This is a genomic window from Pusillimonas sp. SM2304 (assembly GCF_031628915.1).
GTDB lineage: Bacteria > Pseudomonadota > Gammaproteobacteria > Burkholderiales > Burkholderiaceae_B > Pusillimonas_C.
This window is the reverse complement of the sequence record NZ_JAVLUJ010000003.1, coordinates 500,664-523,411: the sequence shown is the minus strand read 5'-3', so window position 1 is coordinate 523,411 and position 22,748 is coordinate 500,664. Positions and strand designations below refer to the sequence as shown.

At 64.2% G+C, this 22,748-nt stretch carries 20 protein-coding genes; 17 read left to right on the top strand and 3 right to left on the bottom strand.

Going from position 1 to position 22,748, the window contains the following annotated elements; translation table 11 throughout:
* The first annotated feature begins 26 nt into the window (after positions 1-26).
* The 11 genes from RE432_RS17285 (at position 27) to RE432_RS17235 (ending at position 10,234) form a co-directional block, all read left to right on the top strand.
* Entirely contained in the window at positions 27-992 is a 966-nt protein-coding gene (locus RE432_RS17285; RefSeq protein ID WP_310934783.1) for a substrate-binding domain-containing protein, read from the top strand.
* Positions 993-1,004: 12 nt separating this feature from the next.
* Positions 1,005-2,060, top strand: a complete 1,056-nt coding sequence (locus RE432_RS17280; protein ID WP_310934782.1) for a sugar phosphate isomerase/epimerase — start codon at positions 1,005-1,007, stop codon at positions 2,058-2,060.
* Positions 2,061-2,074: 14 nt separating this feature from the next.
* Positions 2,075-3,223, top strand: coding sequence for a Gfo/Idh/MocA family oxidoreductase (locus RE432_RS17275; protein WP_310934780.1), 1,149 nt, complete (start codon positions 2,075-2,077; stop codon positions 3,221-3,223).
* Positions 3,220-4,287, top strand: coding sequence for a LacI family DNA-binding transcriptional regulator (locus RE432_RS17270; RefSeq protein ID WP_310934778.1), 1,068 nt, complete (start codon positions 3,220-3,222; stop codon positions 4,285-4,287). Before RE432_RS17275 ends, RE432_RS17270 begins: the two co-directional genes overlap by 4 nt.
* 260 nt (positions 4,288-4,547) lie before the next feature.
* Positions 4,548-5,219, top strand: coding sequence for an amino acid ABC transporter permease (locus RE432_RS17265; protein ID WP_310934776.1), 672 nt, complete (start codon positions 4,548-4,550; stop codon positions 5,217-5,219).
* A complete protein-coding gene (locus RE432_RS17260) occupies positions 5,219-5,872 on the top strand; it encodes an amino acid ABC transporter permease (RefSeq protein ID WP_310934774.1) in 654 nt (217 codons plus the stop codon). The genes RE432_RS17265 and RE432_RS17260 overlap by 1 nt, the downstream gene beginning before the upstream one ends.
* A 65-nt stretch (positions 5,873-5,937) precedes the next feature.
* Complete coding sequence (locus tag RE432_RS17255; RefSeq protein WP_310934772.1) at positions 5,938-6,744, top strand: transporter substrate-binding domain-containing protein; 807 nt, start codon at positions 5,938-5,940, stop codon at positions 6,742-6,744.
* A gap of 17 nt (positions 6,745-6,761) precedes the next feature.
* Positions 6,762-7,556 (top strand): amino acid ABC transporter ATP-binding protein, encoded by a 795-nt coding sequence (locus tag RE432_RS17250; RefSeq protein ID WP_310934771.1) that lies wholly within the window; start codon positions 6,762-6,764, stop codon positions 7,554-7,556.
* Position 7,557: 1 nt separating this feature from the next.
* The gene (locus tag RE432_RS17245) at positions 7,558-8,331 is read left to right on the top strand and encodes a TIM barrel protein (RefSeq protein ID WP_310934770.1); all 774 of its coding nucleotides are present in this window, start codon (positions 7,558-7,560) and stop codon (positions 8,329-8,331) included.
* On the top strand, positions 8,328-9,272 hold the full coding sequence (locus RE432_RS17240; protein WP_310934769.1) for a sugar kinase: 945 nt from the start codon (positions 8,328-8,330) through the stop codon (positions 9,270-9,272). Before RE432_RS17245 ends, RE432_RS17240 begins: the two co-directional genes overlap by 4 nt.
* Positions 9,269-10,234 (top strand): D-glycerate dehydrogenase, encoded by a 966-nt coding sequence (locus RE432_RS17235; RefSeq protein WP_310934768.1) that lies wholly within the window; start codon positions 9,269-9,271, stop codon positions 10,232-10,234. Before RE432_RS17240 ends, RE432_RS17235 begins: the two co-directional genes overlap by 4 nt.
* Positions 10,235-10,287: 53 nt before the next feature.
* Here the strand turns inward: RE432_RS17235 and eda are convergent, their stop codons facing one another.
* From eda to RE432_RS17220, 3 genes are all read right to left on the bottom strand, one after another.
* Positions 10,288-10,908: a bifunctional 4-hydroxy-2-oxoglutarate aldolase/2-dehydro-3-deoxy-phosphogluconate aldolase gene (gene eda / locus RE432_RS17230; protein WP_310934767.1), complete on the bottom strand. Its 621-nt coding sequence runs from the start codon at positions 10,906-10,908 to the stop codon at positions 10,288-10,290.
* Positions 10,909-10,918: 10 nt separating this feature from the next.
* Entirely contained in the window at positions 10,919-12,769 is a 1,851-nt protein-coding gene (gene edd, locus RE432_RS17225; RefSeq protein ID WP_310934766.1) for a phosphogluconate dehydratase, read from the bottom strand.
* Between the two features lie 123 nt (positions 12,770-12,892).
* Positions 12,893-13,270, bottom strand: coding sequence for a DUF423 domain-containing protein (locus RE432_RS17220; protein ID WP_310934765.1), 378 nt, complete (start codon positions 13,268-13,270; stop codon positions 12,893-12,895).
* Positions 13,271-13,469: 199 nt separating this feature from the next.
* On the opposite strand from RE432_RS17220, the gene RE432_RS17215 reads away from it, so the two are divergent.
* The 6 genes from RE432_RS17215 to RE432_RS17190 all read left to right on the top strand — a co-directional run bounded on the left by RE432_RS17215 (position 13,470) and on the right by RE432_RS17190 (position 22,314).
* Positions 13,470-15,116 (top strand): isovaleryl-CoA dehydrogenase, encoded by a 1,647-nt coding sequence (locus RE432_RS17215; protein WP_310934763.1) that lies wholly within the window; start codon positions 13,470-13,472, stop codon positions 15,114-15,116.
* 123 nt (positions 15,117-15,239) lie between these two features.
* Positions 15,240-15,866 carry a thermonuclease family protein gene (locus tag RE432_RS17210; protein ID WP_310935212.1) on the top strand — a complete coding sequence of 209 codons (627 nt, stop codon included), beginning with the start codon at positions 15,240-15,242 and terminating at the stop codon, positions 15,864-15,866.
* The gene (locus RE432_RS17205) at positions 15,842-18,094 is read left to right on the top strand and encodes an ABC transporter substrate-binding protein (RefSeq protein WP_310934762.1); all 2,253 of its coding nucleotides are present in this window, start codon (positions 15,842-15,844) and stop codon (positions 18,092-18,094) included. The genes RE432_RS17210 and RE432_RS17205 overlap by 25 nt, the downstream gene beginning before the upstream one ends.
* Entirely contained in the window at positions 18,091-19,068 is a 978-nt protein-coding gene (locus RE432_RS17200) for an ABC transporter permease (protein ID WP_310934761.1), read from the top strand. Before RE432_RS17205 ends, RE432_RS17200 begins: the two co-directional genes overlap by 4 nt.
* A 4-nt stretch (positions 19,069-19,072) precedes the next feature.
* Positions 19,073-20,581, top strand: a complete 1,509-nt coding sequence (locus RE432_RS17195) for an ABC transporter permease (protein ID WP_310934760.1) — start codon at positions 19,073-19,075, stop codon at positions 20,579-20,581.
* Positions 20,578-22,314, top strand: coding sequence for a dipeptide ABC transporter ATP-binding protein (locus tag RE432_RS17190; protein ID WP_310934759.1), 1,737 nt, complete (start codon positions 20,578-20,580; stop codon positions 22,312-22,314). The genes RE432_RS17195 and RE432_RS17190 overlap by 4 nt, the downstream gene beginning before the upstream one ends.
* Positions 22,315-22,748 lie beyond the last annotated feature (434 nt).

Sequence of the window (22,748 nt, the reverse complement as noted above, 5' to 3'; positions counted from 1 at the left end):
CAATGCATCAAACCCGGAGACAAGAAATGAAATCATCGCTACGCAAACTGGCCATAGGCCTGTCCGCCCTGGCCGCCATGGGGCTCTCTTCTGCCGCCCTGGCGCAACAGAAGGTGACCCTGGGCGTGTCCATTCCGGCCGCCACGCACAGCTTCACCGCCGGTGTGGTGTGGTGGTCCAACCAGGCCAAGGCCGAGCTGGAAAAAGCGCATCCCGGCCTGCAGGTCATCGTCAAGACCTCCAGCGGCGCGCCCGAGCAGGCCAATCAGCTGCAAGATCTGCTGACCGTCAACAAGATCAACGCGCTGGTCATCATGCCGTTCGAGTCCGCCTCGCTGACGCAGCCGGTGGCCCAAGTCAAGAAGAAGGGCGTATACGTCACAGTGGTGGATCGCGGCCTGACGGATACCAGCGCGCAAGACGCTTATGTATCGGGCGACAACACCGCCTTCGGCCGGCTGCCCGCCGAATACCTGGTGAAGAAGCTGGACGGCAAGGGCAATATCGTGGCCTTGCGCGGCCTTGCCACCACGCTGGACAACGAACGCATGGACGCCTTCAAGGCGGTCATCGACCAGCACCCCGGCATCAAGCTGCTGGATGCCCGCTACGGCAACTGGAATCGCGATGACGCGTTCAAGGTCATGCAGGATTATCTGACGCGCTTCAAGCATATCGACGCCGTCTGGGCTGCCGATGACGATATGGCCTTTGGCGTGCTCAGGGCCATCGAGCAGGCCAAGCGCAGCGACATCAAGGAAGTCTTCGGCGGCGCGGGGGCCAAAGGCATGGTCAAGACGATTATCGACGGCAGCAACCCGCTTATACAGGCCGATGTATCGTACTCGCCCAAGTTCATTTACGACGCCATCAAGCTGACCGCCGAGGCGCGGCTGAAGGGCGAGGCCTTGCCCGAAACCACCATCATTCCTTCGGTTCTGATCACCAAGGAAAATGCCCAGGACTTCTACTTTCCCGACTCGCCTTTCTAAGCGGGCATCAGCATGAAGACGATCAAAGGGCCCGGAATTTTCCTGGCGCAATTCGCCGGCGACGCGCCGCCGTTCAATAGCCTGGAAGGCCTGGCCCGCTGGGCGGCCGGCCTGGGCTACCAAGGCGTGCAGATACCCACCAACGATCCGGGGCTGTTCGATGTGCGCAAGGCCGCCGAAAGCCAGGTGTACTGCGACGAGGTCAGCGGCATGCTGGCTGGCCACGGCCTGGCCGTCACCGAGCTGTCCACCCATTTGCAGGGCCAACTGCTGGCGGTGCATCCCGCCTACGACGCTTTGTTCGATGGGTTTGCGGCAGCGGCGGTCCGGGGCAATCCGGCGGCCCGGCGGCAATGGGCGCACGAGCAGCTGTTGTGCGCGGCCCGGGCGTCGCAGCGGCTTGGCCTGACGGCGCATGCGACCTTTTCCGGCGCGCTGGCCTGGCCCTATCTGTATCCCTGGCCCCAGCGCCCGGCGGGCCTGGTCGACGAGGCATTTGCCGAGCTTGCCCGCCGCTGGTCGCCGATACTCAACGCCTTCGATGAGGCCGGCGTCGACGTCAGTTACGAGCTGCATCCCGGCGAAGACTTGCACGATGGCCTGACGTTCGAGCGTTTCCTGGAAGCCGTGGGCGGCCACCCGCGGGCCAATATCCTGTACGATCCCAGTCACTTCGTCCTGCAGCAGCTCGATTATCTGGCTTTCATCGACCTCTATCACGAGCGCATCAGATCGTTTCACGTCAAAGATGCCGAATTCCGGCCCAGCGGCAGGCAGGGCGTGTACGGCGGTTTTGCCAACTGGATTGACCGCGCGGGCCGTTTTCGTTCTCTTGGAGACGGCCAGGTGGATTTCGGTTCTATCTTTTCAAAGATGGCGCAGTACGATTACGGCGGGTGGGCGGTGCTTGAATGGGAGTGCTGCCTGAAGCACCCGGAGCAGGGCGCGGCGGAAGGCGCGCCCTTCATTGCGAAGCATATTATTCGCGTGGCCGACCGCGCTTTCGACGATTTCGCCAAAAGCGCGGCGTCCGAAGCGCAGCATAAAGGGCTGCTGGGTATCGATTGAACGGGTTGACAGGCATGCGCAAGCGACTGAGATGGGGTATGGTGGGCGGCGGACACGGCGCTTTCATTGGCGCGGTTCATCGGATGGCGGCGCGCCTGGATGACCGTTACGAGCTGCTTGCCGGCGCCTTGTCCGGCAACGCGGAACGGGCGGCCGCCAGCGCCGCCGATGCCGGTATCGCCCCCGAGCGCAGCTACGCCGACTGGCGCGAGATGGCACAGCGCGAGGGCGCGTTGCGGCGCGCCGGGCGCGGCGGCATCGATGCCGTGTCCATCGTCACGCCCAACCATCTGCACGCCCCGGTGGCCCGGGCCTTTCTGGCCGAGGGCATACACATTATTTGCGACAAGCCGCTTACGGTATCGCTGGCCGAGGCGCTTGAATTGCAGGCGCTGGCACGCCGCAGTTCGGCCTTGTTCGTGCTGACCCATACTTATACCGGCTACCCCATGGTGCGCCATGCCCGGTCGCTGGTCGCCCAGGGCGCCATTGGCGAGCTGCGCCTGTTGCAGGTGGAATATTCGCAGGACTGGTGGGCCGATGCCGCGGCCCTGACCGGCGAAGGCGGCTGGCGGGAGGACCCCGCCATCGCGGGTCCGGCGGGAACCCTGGGCGATGTCGGCATCCATGCCTATCAACTGGCGAACTATGTCAGCGGGGCCGAGCCCGCCGGCATCGCCGCGGAACTGCATACCTTCATGCCGGGCCGGCGCCTGGACGACCACGTGCAGGTCATGCTGCGCTACGCGAATGGCGCACGCGGCACCTTGTGGGCCAGCCAGGTCGCCACCGGATGCGAGAACGCCTTGAGCCTGCGGCTCTATGGCAGCCGCGCTCAATTGCGCTTCGATCAGGAAGAGCCCAATGTGCTCTGGCTGACACCGCAAGGGGGCGTTGCGCAGCGCATCACGCGCGGCCGGGCCGACAGCGAGGCGGCTGCGCATGCCACGCGTATCCCTGCGGGGCATCCGGAAGGCTATATCGAGGCGTTTGCGCAGCTATACCGCGATGCGGCCGATCTGATCGCGGCGCACGAGGCGGGCGTCGCAGCGCCGCCCGGCGCGGCCTACTTGCCCGGCCTGGAAGATGGCGTGTCGGGCCACCGGTTTATCGATGCCGTCCTGCGGAGCCATCGCGCCAATAGCGCCTGGGTCGCGGTATGAGCAAGCATAGCCCGCGCAGCACGATTGCCGACGTGGCGCGCTATGCCGGCGTATCCAAGGCGACCGTCTCGCGCTTCCTGAATCATCGCGAGACCTTGCTGTCGCCCGAGATTGCGCGCCGGGTCGAAGCGGCCGTCGCCGAACTCAAATACATACCCAGCCCCATGGCGCAGGCCCTGAAGCGCGGGCGTTCGCGCCTGATCGGGCTGGTGGTGGCCGATATCACCAACCCTTATTCGGTGGCCGTGTTGCGCGGGGCCGAGCAAGCCTGCCGCGAGGCGGGCTATCTGGTGATGCTGTTCAACCTGGGCAACGAGAGCGAGCGCGAAAGCGCCGGCTTGCGCGCGCTGTCCTCGTACAAGGTCGAAGGCTTCATCCTGAACACCATGGGCCACGATGCGGGGGCGGTGATGGAGACGGCCAGGCAAGGCAAACCCATCGTACTGGTGGACCGCCAGCACGACGGGCTGGACGTGGATCTGGTGTCGCTGGACAACCAGCACGCCATGACGGTCAGCGCCGGGCACCTGCTGGAAGCAGGCTACCGGGAATTGATGCTGGTCACCGAGCCTATGGGCAAGGTCAGTTCGCGTATCGAGCGCGTGCAGGCCTTCAATGATTTTGTCCGGTCCCATGCCGGCGAGGCATCCGGCTCCTGCCTTGAAACACTGGCGGAAGACCAGGCCGGGCTGATCGCCGCCTTGCGGGCATTGCGCGCACGCGCGGCGGCCCGCTCGCCTTCCGGCGGCGCCGCCGGGGTACCGGCCGTCATCGCCGGCAATGCCGTGGTCACGCTGCGCGTGGTGGAAGCCATCGCGCAACTGGGCTGGCGCCTGGGGCAGGATATCGGCCTGCTGGGCATCGACGATACGCCCTGGATACCTTATATCGGGCCAGGCATCAGCGCGGTGTCCCAGCCCACGGGCGACCTGGGCCGGCTTGCCGCGCGCTGCCTGATGCAGCGCCTGCAAGGCATGAACGGGCCTGCCCGCAAGATGCGTTTGCCCGGTACGCTGATCGTTCGCGGCTCCACGCAGTTCGGGCATATGGCGCGCACGCTTTGATGCGTGTGTCTGCATGCCTGTGCCGGCTCAACCGGCACAGGCATGCCGGGTTGGCGCGCCTTGCCAAAAACGGGCTTGAAATGGGGTGGCCGGAACAGCTGATATAATTTCCCGCTTCTTCGGCTCTATTATGAAACCGGTTTCATAAGCGCGGCCCTTGCCACCCGTTTTCGGTAAGGCTTTGCTTTTGTTTTCAAGTAGGTATTTTTTTAATCGCGCGGTATGCTTTGATCGCCGGCAATACCTAAGGTTCAGATAACGTGAATTACACCTTTCAATTTGGTCCGGTCTTTGACGCCTGGCCTTTGCTGCTTCACGGCACCTGGATGACCGTCCAGCTGTCCTTCATGGCGATGCTGCTGGGCCTGTTGGTGGCTATTGTGTGCGCGTGGGGCAAGACGGCGGGGCCCGCGCCCTTGCGCTGGCTGATCAATGTCTACATTGAAATCATCCGGAACACGCCGTTTCTGGTGCAACTGTTTTTCTTCTTCTTCGCCCTGCCCGCGGTAGGGGTGCGGTGGTCGCCCTATACGGCGGCGCTGGTTGCCATGGTCTTCAACCTGGGCGCCTATGCCACGGAAATCGTGCGCGCGGGGATAGAGTCCATACCCAAGGGGCAGATCGAGGCGGGCCTGGCGCTGAATCTGTCGCGGTTGGAAATTTTCCGCTTCGTGGTGCTCAAGCCCGCCCTGAAAGCCATTTATCCGGCGCTGACCAGCCAATTCATTTTGCTGATGCTGGCATCCAGCGTGGTGTCGGTGATCTCCGCCGATGACCTGACCTCGGTGGCCGCCAATCTGCAGTCCGAGACGTTCCGCAGTTTTGAAATCTACATTGTCATTACCGGTATCTATCTGTTGCTGACGCTGATTTTTTCCTATCTGTTCCGCCTGGTTTTCCAGTGGGGCCTTAACTATCCGGATCGTCGATAATGCGTACCTTTGGCTATTCCGATTTCTGGTTCATTCTTGAAGCCGCCCAGTGGACGGTTGCGCTGTCGCTTATCGCTTTCGCGGGCGGCGGCGTCGTGGGGCTGATCATCGCCCTGTCGCGCACCAGCGAGAACGGCGCGGCACGCGCCTTGTCCATGGGGTTCATTCAGCTGTTTCGCGGCACACCGCTGCTGCTGCAACTGTTCCTGGTGTTTTTCGGCGCGCCGGTCCTGGGGCTGGATATCAATCCGTGGATTGCCGCCGCCGTGGCCCTTACGCTGAACAGCGGCGCCTTCCTGGGCGAAATCTGGCGCGGCTGCATCGAGGCCATACCGCGTGGCCAATGGGAAGCCGCCGAAGCGCTGGGCCTGTCGTATCGCCACAAGATGCGCGATGTGGTGTTGCCGCAAGCGCTGAAGATCGCCGTCCCGCCTACGGTGGGCTATCTGGTGCAAATCGTCAAGGGCACCTCGCTGGCCGCGATCATCGGGTTCACCGAGCTGACCCGTGCCGGGCAGATCATCAATAACGCCACCTTCCAGCCCATGGTGGTGTTTACGGTGGTCGCCATTATTTATTTTGTGTTGTGCTGGCCGCTGTCCTTGCTGGCATCGTATATGGAAAGGCGCCTGGCCTTGTCGCTGACGCGATAGGGCGGGCCAGTCAATTTGGCTTTCCTTGTTTTATCAATGTTTTAGTCCAACTTTGGAGACATGGTATGTTCGGAATCAAGAAAATACGTGGTTTTGCAGGCGCCGCTTTGGTGGCAGGCTGCGCGGCGCTTGCCCTGGGCGCCAGCGCGGCGGGGGCGGAAACCATCGACCAGGTGAAAGAAAAGGGCGAGCTCACGATCGGCATGCTGGTTGATTTTCCGCCCTATGGCATTATGAACACCGAGAACAAGCCCGACGGCTATGATGCCGATGTGGCGCGCGTGCTGGCCAAGGATCTTGGCGTCAAGATCAACATCGTGCCGGTGACCGGGCCGAACCGCATCCCCTTCCTGCTGACCAACAAGGTGGACATGCTGGTGGCCTCGCTGGCCATCACGCCCGAGCGCGCCAAGCAGGTTCAGTTCTCGCATCCCTACTCGGCAGCGCAGATTGTCGTGTTCGGCGGCAAAGACACCAAGATCGCCCAGGCCGAAGATCTGTCCGGCCTGCGCATCGGCGTGGCCCGCGCCAGCACCCAGGATATCGCCGTGACCAAGGTTGCGCCCAAGGATGCCAACATCCGCCGTTTCGATGATGACGCTTCGGCCATGCAGGCCCTGCTGTCGGGGCAGGTAGACGCCATTGGCTGCTCGACCACCGTGGCGGGCCAGATCGCCCAGCGCGCGCCCGACCGTTTTGAAAACAAGTTTGTGCTCTTGCAGCAGGAAATGGCGGTAGCCATGCGTCCGGGCGAAGCCGAAACCCTGAAGACCGTCAACGAACTGGTCGACAAGAACATCCAGAACGGCGAGTTCAGCAAGCTGTTCGAAAAATGGTTGGGCAGCCCGCTGCCCGAGTTGAACAAATCCTGATTGGGTAGTGATTGAACATGACTGACACGCAGCCCACGCCTGCGGTCGATCAAACGGGTCGTCCCGCCGCGCTTGGCGGGACGATTATCGAGATCGAAGCGCTTAACAAGTGGTACGACAAGTTCCACGTCCTGACCGATATCGACCTGACCGTTGCCGCCGGCGAGCGCATCGTGGTCTGCGGCCCTTCGGGCTCGGGAAAATCCACCCTGATCCGCTGCATCAACGGATTGGAAAGAATCCAGCAGGGGCGCATTGTCGTCGATGGCATCGACCTGACGGCCAAGGCCGGCAACATCGACGCCGTGCGCCAGGAAGTCGGCATGGTTTTCCAGCAGTTCAATCTGTTTCCGCACATGACGGTACTGCAGAACTGCATGCTGGCGCCCATGCGTTCGCGCGGCGCCAGCAAGGCCGAGGCGGAAGCCCTGGCCATGAAATACCTGACCCGCGTGCGTATCGGCGACCAGGCCAAGAAGTATCCCAGCCAGTTGTCGGGCGGCCAGCAGCAGCGGGTGGCCATTGCGCGTGCGCTGTGCATGACGCCGAAAGTCATGCTGTTCGACGAGCCCACCTCGGCGCTGGACCCCGAGATGGTCAAAGAGGTGCTCGACACCATGATAGGCCTGGCCGAAGACGGCATGACCATGTTGTGCGTGACGCACGAAATGGGCTTTGCCCGCAGCGTGGCCGATCGCGTGATCTTCATGGCCGATGGCGCCATTGTCGAGCAGGCTTCGCCCGAGCAATTCTTCGGCAATCCCACGCACGAAAAAACCCGTGCCTTCCTGGGCCAGATTCTGAATCACTGACATGACATCGGCGCAGCAGGTTTTCGTTTCCCTGGGCTCTTTCGGCGCCTCCGAAGTCAGCCGCCACGGGCAAAATTGGTTTGTACGGCTATGCCATGCCGCAGGCGCTGACGGCGTCGAGATACGCGGCGAACTGCTTGCCGGCCACGATGGCGAACTGGCGGCGCTCGCGTCCACGGTGCGCGGCACCGGAATGGCCTGTGTGTATTCAAGTCCCGACATGCTCTGGAACGCCGGGGGCGATCTTGCCCTGGATGCGCTGGACAAAGGCCTGGACAGTGCGCTTACCCTGGGTGCGGGCGTGCTGAAAATGTCGATAGGCGGTTTCAGGCCTGGCGCCGAAGGCGCTTTGCGCCCACTGGCCGAACGCCTGGCGCGGCAAGATATTGTCCTGCTGATTGAAAACGACCAAACGGAAAGCGCGGGTTCCTTGCCTGCGCTGGAACGGTTTTTTCAGTCCGCCGACCAGGCGGGCCTGGCGCTGGGCATGACCTTCGACATGGGCAACTGGCACTGGAATGGCGAATGTCCGCTGCAGGCGGCCGACGTCTTTTCCGCGCGCGTGCGCTACGTGCATTGCAAAGGCGTGCAGCGCCAGCCCGCCCGCTGGGTTGCCGTTCCCTTGAGCGATTCGGCCGCGGCGTGGCGCGCAGTGCTGCGGGCCATGCCGCGCGGTGTGCCGCGCGCCATCGAGTTTCCCCTGGTGGGCGAAGACTTGTTGTCTGTCACGCGCAACGCCATCGGGCAGTTGCGCAGTCTGGAGAATGAACAGTGACCCGAGCATTGGATGTCGTGACGTTCGGCGAGGCCATGGTCCTGCTGGTGGCCGACCAGCCCGGGCCGCTGGAACAGGTTCAGGGGTTTCACAAGCGCACGGCGGGCGCCGAAACGAATGTGGCGATCGGCCTGTCGCGCCTGGGGCTGCGGGTGGGCTGGGCCAGCCGCCTGGGTTCCGATTCCATGGGCCGGTATCTGCTGGCTGAAATGGAGCGCGAGGGCATCGATTGCTCTCATGTGGCCTGCGATGCGCAACAGCGTACGGGGTTCCAGTTCAAGGGCCGGGTCACCGACGGCAGCGATCCGCCGGTTGAATATCACCGCAAGGGTTCCGCTGCCAGCCAGATGCAGCTGGCCGATATCGACGAAGCCTGGCTATGCGGCGCGCGGCATTTGCACAGCACCGGTGTTTTTGCGGCGATCTCCGATAACTGCTATCAGATCGCAGGCAGGACCATGGCCTTGATGCGCGCAGCCGGCAAAACGGTGTCCTTCGACCCTAATCTGCGTCCCACCTTGTGGGGCTCCACAGAAAAAATGCGTGCCGGCATCAATGCGCTGGCATGCGCCGCCCACTGGGTGTTTCCGGGCCTTGAAGAGGGGCGCTTGCTGACCGGGCTGGACACGCCCGAGGCGATCGCGCAGTTTTATCGCGAGCATGGCGCACAGCTGGTCGTGATCAAGCTGGGGGCCGACGGCGCCTATTTCGATTCAGATGCCGGGCGGGGGTACGTGCCAGGCGTTCCGGTCAAGACGGTGGTCGATACCGTAGGCGCCGGCGACGGCTTTGCCGTCGGCGTGGTCAGCGCCATGCTGGAAGGCGCCAGCCTGGATGCCGCCGTGGCGCGCGGCGCCTGGATAGGCGCGCGCGCGGTCCAGGTGCTGGGCGATACCGAAGGCCTGCCCACGCGCAAAGAACTCGAGCAGGCCGGCTTATGAGCCGCAAACAGGTCCTGGTCTATCGTGAATTGCCCGCCGATCAATTGGCGCGCTTGCGGCTGGAACACGATGTCGTGGTGGCGAACCCGCGGGTCGCGAGCCAGCAGCAGGCTTTTTTCGAGGCGCTGCCCGTGGTGCAGGGCATGATCGGGTCCAGCTACCCGATCGACCATGCCGTGCTGGCACAGGCCCCTCGGCTGGAAGTCATATCCAGCATTTCGGTGGGGGTCGACAAGTTCGAGCTCGACGCCTTGCGGCAGCGCGGCATTACCTTGTGCCATACGCCGGGGGTCTTGACCGAAACCGTCGCCGATCTGATCTTCGCCATGGTGCTGGCCACCAGCCGCCGCATCCTTGAACTGGGCCGCTATGTGCAGCAGGGGCGCTGGAAGCGCAGCATCGGCGACGACCAGTTCGGCTGGGACGTCCATGGCAAGACGCTGGGCATACTCGGCTATGGCCGGATCGGCCGCGCCCTGGCCCAGCGGGCGGCGCTGGGTTTCAATATGCCGGTGCTCTATCACACGCGTACGCCGACACCCAGCGGATTGCCCGAGGGGCGGGCGCGGGCGGCAAGCATGCGCGAGGTCCTGGAGCAGTCGGATTTCCTGGTCCTGGTGCTGCCCCTGACCGAGCAGACCGAAGGCTTGATCGGGCCCGAGGAGTTCGCCCTGATGAAGCCGGGCGCGATTTTCATCAATGGGGGGCGCGGGCCGGTCGTTCAGGAAGAGGCTTTGCTCGACGCCCTGGACCGGGGGCATTTGCGGGCGGCGGGGCTGGATGTGTTCACGGTCGAACCGCTGCCCGGCGACTCGCCGCTGATCGATCACCCCAAGGTGCTGGCGCTGCCGCATGTCGGCTCGGCCACCCACGAAACCCGTGAAGCCATGTCGCGCATGGCGACCAGCAATCTATTGCTGGCCCTGCAGGGCCAGGCGCCGCTGGCGGTTTATCCGCTGTAGGCGCGGGCAGCGGACATACAAAAGAAAAGCCGGAGCAATCCGGCTTTTCTTGTTCAGGCGATCTGGCTGGCCTGTTTCGCCAGCGTGGTAATGACATCCCATTGCCGGCCGCTGACGGCGGCCTCGGGCGTCAGCCATGATCCGCCCACGCATTTTACATTGGCCAGCGCCATGTATTGCGCGGCATTGCCGGCGTTGATGCCCCCGGTGGGGCAAAACATGATGTCGGGCAGGGGGCCCTGCAGCGCCTTGAGCAACGCGACGCCGCCCACGGCCTCGGCGGGGAAGAGTTTTTGCACGGTAAACCCCTGGTCGGCGGCGTACATGGACTCGGACGCTGTGGCAACGCCGGGCAAGAAGGGCAGGCCCGATGCCTTGGCGGCCGCCGCGATGTCGGCCGTCAGGCCGGGGCTGACGCCGAAGCGGGCGCCCGCTTCGACGGCGGCGTCCCACTGCCTGGCGTTGCGCACCGTGCCGACGCCCACGATGGCCTCGGGGACCGCCTGGCTGATCAGTGCGATGGCTTGCAGCGCAGCGTCCGAGCGCAGGGTGATTTCCAGGCTGCGTATGCCGCCCGCCACCAGCGCCTGCGCCAGGTCGACCGCTGTGTCGATATCCTTGATGACCATCACCGGCATGACCGGGCTTTGTTCCAGCAACTCAAGAGCATTCATGTGTTTCTCGCTATAGGACGATCGGTTCGCGCGGCGCGGACCAATCGGGGTGTTCAAAGGTCGTGGCCCCCGATTCGGCCATGCCGGCATGCAGGCGGAAGGAGGCGAATAGTTCGCGCCCGAACCCAGTCTGATGCGCCTGGATGTCGGCCGGCGCCGGCCGGCGCTGCTGCCAGCCGTCGGCAGCCAGCACGGCAAGCTCGCCGGTATGGGCATCCAGCCGCAGCAGATCGCCATCTTGCAGGTAGGCCAGGGGGCCGCCCGCCAAGGCTTCGGGGCTGGCGTGAATGGCCGCAGGCACCTTGCCCGATGCGCCCGACATGCGGCCATCGGTCAGCAATGCCACCTTGAAACCCTGGTCCTGCAATACAGAGAGCGCCGGCGTGAGCTTGTGCAATTCGGGCATGCCATTGGCCTGCGGTCCCTGGTAGCGCACGACGGCGATAAAGTCGCGGGCCAGTTCCCCTCTATTGTATGCCGCCAGCAGGTCTTCCTGGCTGTTGAACACCAGGGCGGGTGCCTCGATGCTGCGGTGCTCGGCCTTGACCGCCGACACCTTGATGACGGCACGGCCCAGATTGCCTTGCAGCAGTTTCAACCCGCCGTCCGGGCTGAAGGGATCGCTGGCCGGGCGTATGACTGCGGTGTCCAGCGACACCGGCCCCGCGGGCCGCCAGGCCAGCTTGCCGCCATCCAGGAAAGGTTCTTGCGTATAGTGCGCCAGCCCGTCTCCCGCGATGGTCTTGACGTCGGGATGCAGCAGGCCGGCCTGCAGCAGTTCGGCGATGACCAGCCCGATGCCGCCGGCGGCATGGAAGTGATTCACATCGGCTCCGCCGTTCGGGTAGACGCGCGCCAGCAAAGGCACGACGGCGGACAGATCGGAAAAATCGTCCCAGTCGATACAGATGCCGGCGGCGCGGGCAATGGCGACCAGGTGCAGGGTATGGTTGGTGGAGCCCCCCGTGGCCAGCAGGCCTGCGATGCCATTGACAATGGCCTGCTCGGTGATCACTTCAGCCACCGGCGTGAACTCGCCGCCCTGGGCGCCGATGGCGACGGCGCGCTGGGCGGCGGCGCGGGTCAGCGCTTCGCGCAAGGGCGTATTGGGCGGGACGAAGGCACTGCCGGGCAGATGCAGGCCCATGATCTCCATCAGCATCTGGTTGGAATTGGCCGTGCCGTAGAAGGTGCAGGTGCCGGGGCCATGATAAGACTGCGATTCGGATTCCAGCAGCTCGGCGCGGCCGACTTTGCCTTGCGCAAACAACTGGCGGGTATGCGCTTTGTCGTTGTTGGACAGGCCGGTGCTCATGGGGCCGGCCGGAACGAACACCGCGGGCAGGTGGCCGAAACTCAAGGCGCCGATCAACAGGCCCGGCACAATCTTGTCGCACACCCCCAGGTAGACGGCGGCATCGAACATCTGATGGCTCAGCGCGATGGCGGTCGACATGGCAATCACATCGCGCGAGAACAGGCTGAGTTCCATGCCGGTATGGCCCTGGGTCACGCCGTCGCACATGGCGGGCACGCCGCCTGCGAACTGCGCGGTGGCGCCGGCCGCGAAGGCGGCTTGCTTGATGAGTGCGGGGTAGGCCGCCAGGGGCTGATGCGCCGAGAGCATGTCGTTGTACGACGAGACGATCGCCAGGTTCGGGCGGGCGGCCTCCTTGAGCCTGAGCTTGGTGTCGGCGGGCATGGCCGCGAAGGCGTGGGCAAGATTGGTACAGCCCAACTGGCTGCGCCCGGTTTTCTTGCCGTAGGCGGCGCGCGTGCGCTGCAGATACTGCTGTCTTGTAGTCTGGCTACGGTTGATGATGCGCTCAGTGACACGATATAAGGTGCTGTTCAAGGCCATGGTGCGCATCCCGAAGAGTGTGATCAGGATTTTATTGTAATTTAACTACATTACAAAGGCAAGACCGCGCTATCGTGGCAGGTCCGTGTCTGGAAGGCTTGTGCTTTCGCTACAACAGGGCGTTCAAGGCGTTGCCCTGTAGGCCGCCACGGCCACCATGGCCCAGGCGATCAGGAAGGCCGCGCCGCCCAGCGGCGTGATGGCGCCCAGCCATTTTGTGCCGGTCAGCACCAGCACATACAGGCTTCCGCTGAAAACCAGGATGCCGGCGAACATGATGCTGCCCGACAGGCTGAGCAAGGGCGAGCCCATGCGCGCGCCCATCAGGGCAATGGCCAGCATGCCCAGGGCATGCACCAGTTGATAGAGCACGGCGGTTTGCCAGATGGGCAGCATGTCGGGTGTGATCATGCGCTTCAGGCCATGCGCGCCGAAGGCGCCGGCGCCTACGCCCACCAGCAGGGTCAGGGCGGCAACAATAACAAGTTGGCGGTCAGTCATCGATTCTTCCTGTGTCGTAAGGCATATACCCGCGCCGGAAAAGGGGGTGTGCGGATAAGCCGTACTTTAACAGTCCGGCGCCGCGCCGCAGGGGGCGGCTGTCCCCGCCAGAATGCCGGTGCTATGATGAATTCACGCTTGCCAGCGCTTGATCTGGATATGAAATGGATGGTCGCCGCGGCGACATGCGAGGTGCATCATGGACTGGTCTACGCACGAAGTCACCAATCAGGTACCTGAACTGGGCGGCTACAATCTGTATGAAAGCGATGCGGCTTTGCAGGAAGGCGTCAGGCGCGAAGGCGCCCAGCCGCACGCAGAAGCCTTGCTGCACTATGGCGAGCGCCTGGGCCGCGCCGATACGCTGGCCATGGCGCACGAGGCCAATCGCCACAAGCCCGAGCTGGAAGCCTACGACAGGCTGGGCCATCGGGTCGATCGCGTCCATTTCCATCCTTCCTGGCATCGTCTCCTGCGCATGGCTTTCCTGCAGGGCATGCACTGCAGCGCCTGGTCGGCGCCCGGGGCGGGCGCGCACGTTGCCCGCGCGGCTGCTTATCTGATGCATGGGCAGGTCGAGGCCGGTTCGCTGTGTCCCGTGACCATGACCTCGGCAGCCATTCCCGTGCTTGGCCAGGAACCCTGGTTCGACTCGGTTGCGCCGCTGCTTTTTTCATCCCAGTACGACGAGCGCGATGCGCCTTTGTCGGCGAAGGTATCCATGATGATAGGCATGGGCATGACCGAGAAGCAGGGCGGCTCGGACTTGCGCAGCAATACGACCCGTGCGGTGGCGCTGGGTCCGGGCGGACGCGGGAACCTTTATCGACTGACGGGACACAAATGGTTTTTTTCGTCGCCGACGTCCGACGCGCATCTGGTGCTGGCCGGCCATGACGATGTCTTTTCATGCTTTTATGTGCCGCGCTGGCTGGATGACGGCAGCCGGAACACGCTGCGCATTCAACGCCTGAAAAACAAAATGGGCAATGTGTCCAACGCCAGCGCCGAAGTCGAGTTTCAGGACGCCACGGGTGTCCTGGTGGGCGAACCGGGGCGGGGGATCGCCATCCTGGCCGGCATGGCCTCGACCACCCGCCTGGATTGCGTGCTGGGCAGCGCGGCGCTATTGCGCCAAGGGCTGGTGCAGGCCTTGCATCATGCGCGCCATCGCGTGGCTTTCGGCCAGCCGCTGATCCAGCATCCGCTGATGCAAACAGTGCTGATGGATATCGCGCTGGAAAGCGAGGCCGCCACCGTGCTGGCCTTGCGGCTGGCACGCGCCTTCGACGAGGGCGATGACGTGCTGGCGCAGGCCTATCGCCGGATATTGACGCCCGCGGCAAAGTTCTGGATCTGCAAGCGCGGCATCGAGGCCCTGGCCGAATGCATGGAAGTCTGGGGCGGCAACGGCTACATTGAAGACGGGCCCATGGCCCGGCTGTACCGCGAGGCGCCCGTCAACGCCATCTGGGAAGGGTCGGGCAATATCATGTGCCTGGATGTGCTGCGGGGGCTCAAGCGCCACCCCGAGCTGGCCGAGGCCTTGCTGACCCGCCTGGAGCAGGACTGCGCCGGCGAACCCGCGCTGAAGTCCCGGGCGGCCGGCCTGTTGTCCTTGCTGGCTGCGGCCGGCCCGGGCCTGGAGTCCGCGGCCCGGCATATCGCCCAGGAGCTCGTCCTGCTGACGCAGGCCAATTTGCTGCGGCGGCATGCGCCGCAGGTTCTGGCCGACGCCTTCATTCGCAGCCGCTGCCAGTCGGCGGGGCGGGTGTATGGCGCCTCGGCCACACCGCTGGCCTTGCATAGCGTGCTTGAGCGCGCCTGGCCCGGGGCATCAGGATAAACCAGCTGTCGTGGCGACCCGCTAAACCCTATAATCGTTGCGCAGCGCCGCGCCGGCAGCAAGCCGCAGGCATGGCGTATAGGGTATTTTCTTGCGGTACAAAGCGGGGATATTGTGAATAGTATGTTGAACGTGCTGCTGCGGCGCCTGGTCGATGCGCTGATGGCCCGCCGCTGGACCCGTCTGCTGCTTCTGGCGGCAGGGGTTGCGCTGGCCGCGACAGGCGTGCTGTCGGGCGCCGGGCCTGGCACCCAGGCCCAGGCGGGGGCGGCCGGCCAGGACGGCAAGTCCTATGGCCTGACGGGCCGCGTGGTGCGCGTGGCCGACGGCGATACCTTCAACTTGCTGGTCGGCGGCAAACAAGAGCGCGTGCGCTTGGCCAGCATCGATGCCCCTGAAGTCACCAAAGACCGCGAACGGCCCGGCCAGCCCATGGCGCAGGCCTCCAAAGATGCGCTGTCGGCCCTGATCGGCGGCAAGACGCTGACGCTGGTCTGTTTCGAGCGTGACCGCTACGAGCGCAATATTTGCGACGTGCCCCTGGAAGGGGGCATGACCGCTAACCAGAAACAGGTACAGTCCGGCATGGCGTGGGCCAATATGGAAGGGCGCGGCAAGTTCATGCGCGATCCCAAAGTACGCGGACTGGAGCAGCAGGCCAAGGACAAGGGCCTGGGCATCTGGCAGCGGTCCGATGCGGTCAGCCCGTGGGCCTGGCGCTATCAATGCTGGCAGAAGCAGCAGTGCTAAGGGGCGCGCGGTTTTTCCCCGCCCTGGCCGGCGCCCTGCTGATGCTGGCGCTGATGGCGGGCTGCTCGCGCGGCCCGGTCAACAGCCCCTACGCGCAACAGGAAGTGCAAGAGAACGTACTGTATACGGCGTTTACCCAGCGCTCGCCCAAGTATCTGGACCCGGCCAGTTCCTACTCCAGCGACGAAACGCCATTCACCTATTCCATTTACGAACCGCTGTATGGCTACGATTACCTGGCCCGGCCCTATAAGCTGATACCCAGGGCGGCGGTGGCCATCGACCCGCCCATCTATCTGGATGCACAGGGCAATCGCCTGCCCGACGACGTGGCGGGCGAGCAGGTGGCGGTCAGTGTGTACGACGTGCGCATCAAGCCCGGCATTCTGTATCAGCCGCATCCGGCCTTCGCCCGCGATGCGGCGGGGGATTACCGCTATTGGCCGATGCCGCCCGATGCCTTGCGGGGCAAGTTCAGCATGAGCGATTTCGAACACACCGGCACCCGCGAGCTGCATGCCGATGACTATGTGTACGCATTCCGTCGCCTGGCGAGTCCTCGGGTGGTATCGCCCATCTACGGCGTCATGGCCTCGCATATCGTCGGCCTGCGCGAGTATGGCGACCAGCTCAAGCAGGCGGATCAGGCGCTGCGCGACAATCCGGACGCCGCGGCGCATCGCGGCTGGCTGGACCTGCGGCAGACCGGGTTCGACGGTGTCCAGGCGCTCGACGCGCACACCCTGCGCATCAAGGTGATCGGCAAGTATCCGCAGTTCAAATACTGGCTGGCCATGACGTTCACGGCCCCCGTTCCCTGGGAGGCCGACCGCTTTTACCATCAGCCCGGCATGGCCGAGCACAATCTGTCCTTGAATACCTGGCCGGTGGGTACAGGCCCCTACATGATGGCCGAATCCATTGTGAACCGGCGCCACGTGCTGGAACGCAACCCCAACTTCCGGGGCGAGCCCTACCCTTGCCAGGGCGAACCCCAGGATCGCGCAGCGGGCCTGCTGGACGATTGCGGCAAGCTTACCCCTTTTATCGACCGCGTGGTGTTTTCCCTGGAAAAGGAAAGCGTGCCGTTGATGGGCAAATTCCTGCAGGGCTATTACGACATCCCTCAGGCCGACCGCGGGGAATACGGCGTTGCCATGCGCGTGGCGGCGGGCGACTCGGCCGACAAGGCGGCGCTGTATGCCGATCGTGGCTTGCAGTTGCGCAGCTCGACCGAGGCCCAGCAATATTACCTGGGCTTCAACTGGCTTGATCCGGTCCTGGGCGCCGGCGATACCCCCGAGCAGCAGGAAAAAAACCGCAAGCTCCGGCAGGCGATCAGCATTGCGGTCGACTGGGAACAGTATGTGTCTATTTTCCTGAACGACGAAGGCCAGGTGGCCCACGGCCCGGTGCCGCCGGGCGTGCTGGGCTACCAGGAATTGCCCCAGGGCCTGAATCGCCAGGTCTATACCCTGGAGAACGGCCGCGCCGTGCGCCGTCCGCTGGACCAGGCCAGGCAACTGCTTCGTGAAGCCGGCTACCCGGACGGGCGCGACGCCCGCAGCGGCAAGCCGCTGATCCTGCATTTCGACTGGGCCGGCGGCATGGGCTCCAGCGCCATGCTGGACTGGATGCGCCGGCAGCTTGCGGCCATCAACGTGCAGCTCGAGGTGCGGGCCACCGACTACAACCGTTTTCAAGACAAAATGCGCAACGGCACCGCGCAGATGTATATGTGGGGCTGGGTGGCCGATTATCCCGATGCCGAGAACTTCCTGTTCCTGCTGTATGGTCCCAACGCCAAGGCAAAGAACGGCGGTGAGAACGCGTCGAACTACGCCAATCCCGAATTCGACCGCTTGTTCGACCAGATGCGTTTCCTGGATGACGGGCCTGAAAAGGAAGCCCTGGTGCATAAAATGATCGCCATCGCCCAGCACGACGCCCCCTGGATGTTCGGCTATTTTCCCAAGTCGGGCGGCGCTTACCAGTCCTGGGTGGGCAATGCCAAACCCACTCAGATGGTGCGCAACACCTTGCAGTACTACCGCATCGATCCCGATCTGCGCGCCCGGAAAATCGACGCCTGGAACGTCCCGCGGTGGTGGCCGCTATGGTTGCTGGCCGCTCTGGCGGCGGTGGGCGCCGGGCTGGCCTGGCGGGTGGCGCGCGCGCGCGACCGGGCCACGGCGCTGGGCAATACTGACTCTGCGAGCCAACCATGATCCGCTATATTGTCCGCCGGCTATGCTATGGCGTCCTGATCCTGATAGGGGTCAATCTGCTGACCTTCGTCCTGTTTTTTGCCGTCAATACGCCCGACGACATGGCGCGCCTGTCCATAGGCGGGCAACGTGTCAGTCAGAGCGCCATCGACCGCTGGAAAACCGAAAGGGGTTACGACAAGCCGCTGTTCTTCAATACCGGGGCCAGCGGCACGCAACAGTGGACCGACACCATATTCTTTACCCGGTCGGTGCCGCTCTTGCGCTTTGACTTCGGGTTTTCGGACGAGGGCCGCGACATCGGCTACGAAATCAGCCAGCGCATGGGCCCCAGCCTGGCCCTGGCCCTGCCCACCTTCGTGATGGGGCTGTTCGTCTGCATTGCCTTTGCGCTCCTGCTGGTGTTTTTCAAAGGGACGCGGCTTGATTTTGCGGGCGTGGTGATCTGCGTTGTGCTGCTCTCCATCTCGGGGCTCTTCTATATCATTGCAGGGCAATGGCTGTTTGCCAAAGTCCTGCGCTGGGTGCCTTATTCGGGTTTTATCGATGGCTGGGAAAGCGTGCGCTTCCTGGTCCTGCCGGTGCTCGTCAGCATTGTGTCGGGGCTGGGGGCGCAATCGCGCTTTTACCGTACCTTGTTTCTGGAAGAAGCGGGCAAGGACTACGTGCGCACGGCCCGGGCCAAGGGGCTGTCCGAGCGCCTGGTGCTGTTCCGTCACATTCTGCGCAATGCCATGCTGCCCATTCTGACGGGCACCGTGTCGGCCATACCGCTGCTGTTCATGGGCAGCCTGATTTCCGAGTCCTTTTTTGGCATACCGGGCTTGGGCAGCTACACCATCGACGCCATCAACGCACAGGATTTCTCGGTCGTGCGCGCCATGGTATTCCTGGGCTCGGCCTTGTACATCGTCGGCCTGATCCTGGCGGATATTTCATACACGCTCGCCGATCCGCGGATCCGATTCGAGTAACGCCATGCCAAAATTCGTCTTCCTGTGGACCGATATTTTTGTTTTCTGCCTGGTGCTGGCGGTGGCCGTTTATGCCGTCCGGGCCAGCCGCAGCGTATCGCTGCGGTCCGCCTGGCGCAGCGTCGGCCAGACGCCGTCGGCGATGTGCGCGGCGGTGGTGCTGGCCTGCTTTGTGGTGCTGGGGGTGCTTGATTCGGTGCACTACCGCCCCTTGCTGCCACCCGTGGCGGGCAGTGGCGCTGCGGCGCAGAAGGCCGGCCCCATCTACTCGCCCGTCCTGCGTTCGGCGCTGGACGACCTGCTGTCGCTGACGCAGCTGGCCCAGCGCGAGAACACCTATTCGGCGCCGCTGGCCATCCGGCAATTTACCAAGGAAACCGAAATCATCGATGGGGAGCCGGTCCGGGATTTTCCGCGCCTCAAGCATGCGGGCCGATTGCTGGACGACGAGGCCGGCCACCGCGCCGATGTCGTTGGCCGCCTGCTGCAAGGGGTGGCAGCGGGCCTGGCCGCGTCCCTGCTGGCCGCCGCCGTGCTGACCTTGTCCCATTGGCGGCGGCGCGACACGCTGGGCCTGGCCTGGCGGGCCTGGTGGCGCAATGAGTCCGGCATCCCCTGGCGCCCCATGTGGGTGACCCTGAGCCTGATCTTGCTGCTGGCGTCGGCTGCGCTGTCCCTGGGGGCCGACTACCACGTGCTGGGTACGGACCGGACCGGCAACGATGTCTTGTGGCAATGCCTGAAAAGCATACGCACGGCGCTGGTCATCGGCACGCTGACCACGGTCGCCATGCTGCCTCCGGCACTGATCTTCGGTATCGCCGCGGGCTATTTCAAGGGCCGGGTCGACGACGTGATCCAGTACATCTATACCACCCTGACTTCCATCCCGGGCGTGTTGCTGATTGCCGCCTGCGTATTGATGATGCAGGTGTATATCGACAACAATCCCGGCATGTTCGACACGGTGGCCGCGCGGGCCGACCTGCGCCTGTTCCTGCTCTGCCTGATCCTTGGGCTGACCGGATGGGCCGGGCTGTGCCGCCTGCTGCGGGCCGAGGCGCTCAAGCTGCGCGAACTGGAATACGTGCAGGCCGCGCGCGCGTTCGGCATTGGGCACTGGCGCATCATGCGCCGGCATCTGTTGCCCAATCTGATGCATATTGTGCTGATCACGCTGGTGCTGGAGTTTTCCAGCCTGGTCCTGTACGAGGCCGTGCTGTCCTATTTGGGAATCGGGGTGGACCCCAGCACGCCTTCTTTCGGCACCATGATCGACGCGGCGCGGCTCGAGATGTCGCGCGACCCGATGATCTGGTGGAACCTGCTAGGGGCCTTCCTGTTCTTGCTGGCGCTGGTGCTGTCGGCCAATATCTTCGCCGATGCGGTGCAAGACGCCTTCGATCCGCGCATGCGGCGCTTCAGGCCGCAGCGCCCGGCTGCCGTTCATGGTCGCCCCGGCCCCGGGCCGGTCCCGGCGGCGGAGCAGGCCATGAAGGAAGCCCGCCCATGAATCAGTCCGCAAACCTGCCGCAACCTTTCATGCCGGACGATGGCGGGCCCGTTTTGTCCGTTCGCGATCTTTCGGTCCAGATTGCCGGCGAGGCCGGCACCACGCAGGCCGTCAAGTCGCTGGCGCTTGCCATTGCGCGCGGGCAGACCTTTGCGTTGGTGGGCGAATCGGGCTGCGGCAAAAGCATGACCGCGCTGGCCTTGCTGCGCTTGTTGCCCGAGGCGGGCCGGATTGCCGCAGGCCGCATTCACCTGGGGCAGGTCGAGCTGAACAGCCTGTCCGAGCAGGGCATGCGCCGGGTGCGGGGTGGGCAGATCGGTATCATCTTCCAGGAGCCTTCCACCAGCCTGAACCCCGTGATGACGATAGGGCAGCAGCTGCTTGAAACCCTGCGCACGCATACCACGTACCGGGGCAAGGCCCTGACCGAGCGGGCCGCCTGGTGGCTGGCGCGCGTCGGCATACCCGATGCCGAAAAACGCCTGAATGACTATCCCTTCCAGTTCTCGGGCGGCCAGAAACAGCGCATCATGATCGCCATCGCCCTGGCGGCGGAGCCCCGACTGCTGATCGCCGATGAACCCACGACCGCCCTGGACGTGACCGTGCAGGCCCAGATTCTGAATCTGCTGGCAGACATCCAGAAAGAAATGGGCCTGGCCATTATGTTGATCACGCACGATCTGGCCGTGGTCAAGAACGTGGCCGACTACGTGGCGCTCATGCGCGCGGGGGAAATTGTAGAAACGGTGGATGCCGCCAGTTTTTTCGCCTCGCCGCGCCACCCCTACGCGCGCCAGTTGCTGGCGGCCATTCCCACCTTCGCCAAACGGGGGCAGGCCTTGTCAGGCCCCAGAGGCAGCCATGCGGACGGCAATACGCCGGCCGACGCCCGTTCGGGGGCGCATCCGGCCAGGCAGCCGGTAGCGCCGGGCGACGCACCCTTGTTGAGCGTACGCAACCTCTCGGTGGCGTATGCCAGGAAGCAGGGGTGGTGGCAGCGCGGCGGATCACTGATCAACATCGTCAAGGATGTCAGCTTTGATTTGCGCGCCGGCGAAACCCTGGCCCTGCTGGGCGAGTCGGGCTGCGGCAAGACCACGACGGCCAAGGCTTTGCTGCGCCTGCTCGACAAACAGGCCGTGGTGGAAGGCCACGCCAGCCTGAACGGCGAAAGCCTGTTGGATGCGCGCGGCAAACGCCTGCAGCGGCTGCGCCAGTCCATACAGATCGTATTCCAGGACCCTTATGCCTCGCTGGACCCCCGGATGCTGGTGGGCGAAATACTGGACGAAGGCATTGCGGCGCTGCGTCCGGACCGATCCCGGACGCAGCGCTTGGCCCAGATCCGTGAGCTGCTCGACCGCGTGGGCCTGCCCGGCAACACCATAGACCGCTACCCGCACGAGTTCTCCGGCGGCCAGCGCCAGCGCATCGCCATTGCCCGGGCGCTGGCGGTCGAGCCCGCCGTGCTGGTCTGCGACGAACCCACCTCCGCGCTGGACGTGTCGGTGCAGGCGCAGATACTGGACCTGCTGCAGACTTTGCAGGCCGATTTCAACATCGCTTATCTCTTCATCACTCACAATTTCGGGGTGGTCGAATATTTGTCCGACCGTATCGCCATCATGCATGAAGGCAGAATCATCGAATCGGGCGAGGCCGAGGCCGTGCTGACGGCCCCCAGCGAGCCAGAGACCGCGCGCTTGCTGGCGGCGGTGCCTCGTTTATAGACAAGGGTTTGCGCCTGAAAAGGCCAGTGCGGCAGGCAAGGTTGGGGGTGGGAAGGCTGATGCGGCAGGCAAACAAAAGGCCGATGCGGCAGAGGCAAGCGAGTGAGTAGACAGGCCGACGCGACAGGTAAACGTGTGGATAGACAGGCCGACGCGACAGGTAAACGTATGCGTAGAAAGGCCGGTGTGAAAGAGGCTGTGAAGGCGCCTCGCGCACGCCGTTTTAGCCCTGTCAATCGGCGATGCAAGGGCGTGGCTGTTCGAGCCCGGGCTGATGGACAGCCAGTGGCTGTCCATTCGGGCGAGTTCCACGCCCGCGCCGATTGGCAGGGCTAAAACGGGCAACCCCGGCGCAGCCGGGGTCGTAGCGCGCGAAGCCGGAACAGCCTCTTTCACACCGGCCTTTCCTTGCCAATACTGACCAACACCTTTCC

Coding starts and splice junctions, on each gene's coding strand:
- RE432_RS17190 (WP_310934759.1), top strand. CDS start 20,578: ATGAATCAGTCCGCAAACCTGCCGCAACCTTTCATGCCGGACGATGGC.
- RE432_RS17250 (WP_310934771.1), top strand. CDS start 6,762: ATGACTGACACGCAGCCCACGCCTGCGGTCGATCAAACGGGTCGTCCC.
- RE432_RS17195 (WP_310934760.1), top strand. CDS start 19,073: ATGCCAAAATTCGTCTTCCTGTGGACCGATATTTTTGTTTTCTGCCTG.
- RE432_RS17255 (WP_310934772.1), top strand. CDS start 5,938: ATGTTCGGAATCAAGAAAATACGTGGTTTTGCAGGCGCCGCTTTGGTG.
- RE432_RS17235 (WP_310934768.1), top strand. CDS start 9,269: ATGAGCCGCAAACAGGTCCTGGTCTATCGTGAATTGCCCGCCGATCAA.
- RE432_RS17285 (WP_310934783.1), top strand. CDS start 27: ATGAAATCATCGCTACGCAAACTGGCCATAGGCCTGTCCGCCCTGGCC.
- RE432_RS17200 (WP_310934761.1), top strand. CDS start 18,091: ATGATCCGCTATATTGTCCGCCGGCTATGCTATGGCGTCCTGATCCTG.
- RE432_RS17275 (WP_310934780.1), top strand. CDS start 2,075: ATGCGCAAGCGACTGAGATGGGGTATGGTGGGCGGCGGACACGGCGCT.
- RE432_RS17245 (WP_310934770.1), top strand. CDS start 7,558: ATGACATCGGCGCAGCAGGTTTTCGTTTCCCTGGGCTCTTTCGGCGCC.
- RE432_RS17270 (WP_310934778.1), top strand. CDS start 3,220: ATGAGCAAGCATAGCCCGCGCAGCACGATTGCCGACGTGGCGCGCTAT.
- RE432_RS17210 (WP_310935212.1), top strand. CDS start 15,240: ATGTTGAACGTGCTGCTGCGGCGCCTGGTCGATGCGCTGATGGCCCGC.
- edd (WP_310934766.1), bottom strand. CDS start 12,769: ATGGCCTTGAACAGCACCTTATATCGTGTCACTGAGCGCATCATCAAC.
- RE432_RS17280 (WP_310934782.1), top strand. CDS start 1,005: ATGAAGACGATCAAAGGGCCCGGAATTTTCCTGGCGCAATTCGCCGGC.
- eda (WP_310934767.1), bottom strand. CDS start 10,908: ATGAATGCTCTTGAGTTGCTGGAACAAAGCCCGGTCATGCCGGTGATG.
- RE432_RS17260 (WP_310934774.1), top strand. CDS start 5,219: ATGCGTACCTTTGGCTATTCCGATTTCTGGTTCATTCTTGAAGCCGCC.
- RE432_RS17220 (WP_310934765.1), bottom strand. CDS start 13,270: ATGACTGACCGCCAACTTGTTATTGTTGCCGCCCTGACCCTGCTGGTG.
- RE432_RS17215 (WP_310934763.1), top strand. CDS start 13,470: ATGGACTGGTCTACGCACGAAGTCACCAATCAGGTACCTGAACTGGGC.
- RE432_RS17205 (WP_310934762.1), top strand. CDS start 15,842: ATGCTGGCAGAAGCAGCAGTGCTAAGGGGCGCGCGGTTTTTCCCCGCC.